Origin of the sequence: Streptomyces sp. NPDC046465 (assembly GCF_040646035.1) — a bacterium.
Classification (GTDB): Bacteria; Actinomycetota; Actinomycetes; order Streptomycetales; family Streptomycetaceae; genus Streptomyces.
This window is the reverse complement of record NZ_JBEYZK010000072.1, coordinates 1-3,496: the sequence shown is the minus strand read 5'-3', so window position 1 is coordinate 3,496 and position 3,496 is coordinate 1. Positions and strand designations below refer to the sequence as shown.

General features: G+C 67.5%; 2 protein-coding genes. Both read right to left on the bottom strand.

Features of this window, described 5'->3' with window-relative positions:
- Positions 1 to 39 precede the first annotated feature (39 nt).
- On the bottom strand, positions 40 to 2,232 hold the full coding sequence (locus tag ABZ953_RS39160; protein ID WP_361734297.1) for a hypothetical protein: 2,193 nt from the start codon (positions 2,230 to 2,232) through the stop codon (positions 40 to 42).
- Positions 2,232 to 3,191 carry a hypothetical protein gene (locus tag ABZ953_RS39155; RefSeq protein ID WP_361734295.1) on the bottom strand — a complete coding sequence of 320 codons (960 nt, stop codon included), beginning with the start codon at positions 3,189 to 3,191 and terminating at the stop codon, positions 2,232 to 2,234. The genes ABZ953_RS39160 and ABZ953_RS39155 overlap by 1 nt, the downstream gene beginning before the upstream one ends.
- Between the last annotated feature and the right edge of the window lie 305 nt (positions 3,192 to 3,496).

The following is a 3,496-nucleotide window of genomic DNA, read 5'->3' as shown; positions in this document are numbered from 1 at the left end:
CCCCGTTTTCAATGGGCGCGGGCCGTCGGTGTTGAAGTGTCACAGCAGCTTTGAGTACTGCTGTTTCAGCGCTTTCCCGGTTTCAGTGTCGGAGGCTGTACGGTCCGGGCGGAATTCCACGGTGCGGTGCGGGGCGCGGGATCCCTTTTTCCAGTGGGAGCCGCCAACCGCGATATACAGGCGGGCCGACTGATAGCGGTCATTGATCGGAACCTGAATTTCCAATCGAATCGGCCCGTGCATTTGCTTCTTCTTGACGAGTGAGCGCTCTTCTTTCGCGGTCTCTTTCCCTGAGTCGATGCGGGCAAATTTCGCTTTCTCTTCCGATTTGATCCAGGCCGACAGAATCACAGATTTGCCGTCCTTACTCCACGTTGCGACAGTTTCGGTCTTCACTCCGTCGATATTCAGGTCGACGGCGGAAACCCCCTTGTATGCGGCGGCTTTCGCATCGTGTTCCTGACGCTCTTCCTTTTCGTCGCCGTTCTGCCACACGGTGACCACAGCGAGGGCCAGGGCGGCGACCACGGCCACGTAGGGCCAGGTGCGGCGGCGCGGTCGCGCGGCGGATTCGTCGGCAGAATTCACCGGTGCCGGAGATGCGGGTGGAAATGGTTGCTGGTGACCTCCCGGCGGCGTGCCGTTATTGGTCTCCTCTTCCCACCAATTGACTTCTTCGCCCATGCGGATGACGGTAGCGCGCAGTTGGGCGGCCTGGTCGCCCTTTCCGCTGAGTTCGGCCACTTTGGCCCGCGTCGACAGCCACGACACAGCCTCGGAGGAGTTGATGCCGTAGTTGGTGATGTCTTCCCGCTCGCCTACGGCGGCGACGTTCGCGGCTTCGTTGAGCCGCCCTTCCATCGCGGCCCGGATGACCGCTTGGTGCCGGGTGTCGGCGGGGTAGCAGGTATCGATGGTGTTCGGAGGCATCTCCCAGTCCCAGCCGCAGCCGTCTTCCTCAACGTCGAGCTCGAGCGGGAAGGCCTCGCTCTCCTCTTCGTCGTCGTCCTTGGCCAGGGCCACCGGGGTCGTCGGTGCGGCTTCAGCTTCGGTTCCGGAGGCGGCCTGCTGCGCCCTGCGGCGGCGGGTGGACGTGTCGGTGAGCGTGAGTTCGTCGTCGCTCAGGATGGTCTGGATGATGTCGACGTAGTGCGGGCCCACTCGCCACACGGCTTGTCCGGGATCCAGGTTGGGGATCTCCTCGATGGCCCATGCGGGCAGGCCCAGGATCGCGCCGACGATCGCGGCCTCTTCCGGTCCCAGTCGCCCTACGTGGACGACTTCGCACAGACGGGCTAGGTCCTGTGCCCGTCCGTCTCCGAGGTCGGAAATCGTGTGCATGAGCACGTCCAAGCTCAACCCGGCCTTGCGGCTGTTCTTCAGCAGGCGCTGAATCAGTTCGCTCGTGGCCGGAGAGAGGAGAATTTGCCAGGCCTCTTCCAGCACCAGGTGCCGATGCACGGCGGTCGACTGGCGCAGCCACACGTGCTCGGCCCAGCACGACACGGCGGCCATCAGCGAGGGGATGGCCGCGCTGTTGCGGTCCAGCCGGGAGAAATCGAACGAGATGATCGGCAGGTCCGTCTCGGGCAGATCCGCGCCCTGCCCGTCGAACAGCCCGCGCAACGAACCCTCGGTATAGCGGCTCAGGGCGATAGCCACTCCCTCGCCCCATCCGGCCAGTTTCTCGGCCGGCCACCGACCGTTCTCAGGGTGCACCAGGGCATCGACCAGGCCGGGCAGGTGGCTGGCCTTGGGGTGGGTGAGTGCGTGCTGCAGCGCGTGGGTGGACTGCGGGGTGAGCGCGCCGGGTTCTACGGCGGCAATCAGCGACCGGAGCAGCTGCTCGCGGACCCCTGGCGAGAACAGGTCGGAGCAGGGGTTGAGCGTGAATCGGCTGGCGTCGATGACCCGCCCGTTCAGGGAGCGGGTGAGTGAGGCCCATTCACCGTCGGCGTCTTCGCCGAAGCTGTCGATGACGACGGCCTGGTGGTCGTGGTGGAGGATCTCGCGGTGGATCCGTGCCTTGCCCGTCGTGGACTTCCCGCTGCCCAAGCCGCCCATGCCGAGCGTGTTCGTGGACGGCAGGATCGCGGCGTCGGTGAGGACGGGGGACAGGTGGAAGGCCCGCCCATCGAGCAGAGAGCGTCCGATGGGGACGCCGGGGAAATCGGTGAGGGAGGCGACCAGAGGAGCGGTGATCGCGGCGTGGCTGGTGGGCAGACGGATCATCAGAGGATCGCCCCTTTCCGGGTGCGGGCTCCGTGCGGGGAGGTCATCACGTGGGCGCGGTGCTGCTGACCGGCGAGCCATTCGAGATCGATCCGGTATCGGTCGGCGGTCAGTGAGGTCTGCCGACGGGCGGCGTTGACGCTCTCGGGGCTGTCGCCCCACACCGTGAGGTAGGCGTCGATGTCCACCAGGGTGGCGCCCTGGACGAGCGCTTCACGCCGGGTGTCGCCCGCGAGGCTCTGCGACTCGGCCTTGATCTTGTCCGTGGTGAATGCTCCGCTGGCGGCGTCCGCCCACTTGGCGGACGTGCGGGACTGACGCGCGGTCAGCGGCCGGTACAGGACGGCCATGGCGCGCTCGGGGGCGGTGTCGCGGTCCTTGTCCCGGGGCGTGCCCAACAGCAGACGCGGCATCAGGTCGCCGTCGGTCTCGGCGGGCCATCCGGTGATACGCGCGGTGGCGGCGTACCGGCCCCCCTCCAGTTCGACCCAGCCGGGGCCGCGCTCGGTCACGACCGGAATCGGGTCCGGGTCCACTGGGATCAACAGCCCCAGGGTGGCGAACTCCCCCTCGATGGTGTCCAGGATGCGATCGGAGGAGCCGACGTTCTTGGGGACGTGCACGGAGATCGTCTGTGTGTGGGTGGTGCTGTCGACGGTCGCGGCGTGGTGTGTGACGTGGATCTGGATTCCCGAGGTGCGCGCCTGCCCGCCGACGAACGTCAGCGCGCGGGCGAACGCGCCGTGAAATGCGTTCCGGCGTGCGGGGTCCTGCATGGTGCCGTGCTCCGGGTACAGCGCCCACGTCATGGTGGCGCCGGGCGCGGTGGTCATGGAGCGGGGCACGGTGTGCTCACGCAGACGCCGGTAGCCCACCGCCGCCCACCGGCCGATCGAGCGCGGCCCCGGCGCCAGGTTGAGCAGTGCCGCGCTCGCGCCCACCGCGGCGAACGTCCACACGGGCGGGGGGGTGAGTATGGCGGATGCGAGAACGGCGGATGCTGCCCCGGCGTTCACTTTTGTCAGCAGGATTTCGGTAGGGCTCAGTCCGCGCTGCAGGGCGGGGACACGGTAGCCGGGTGTCAGGGAATACACGGGAGACCTCCTCGGGACACGGCCGACCGATCAAGCGCGGCCCGGCACGGCAGGTGGGACAAAGACGGTCGAGAGCAGGGCGGATGGTGAAGCGCCGCCTGGTCCTGTGTATCGTCGTGGGCCGCAGCGGGGCGGCGACGACGACCACCCGGACCACGACGTACGAGGGG

Bases quoted from the DNA above. Each gene is read 5' to 3' on its own strand.
- ABZ953_RS39160 (WP_361734297.1), bottom strand. From the start codon at position 2,232: ATGATCCGTCTGCCCACCAGCCACGCCGCGATCACCGCTCCTCTGGTC.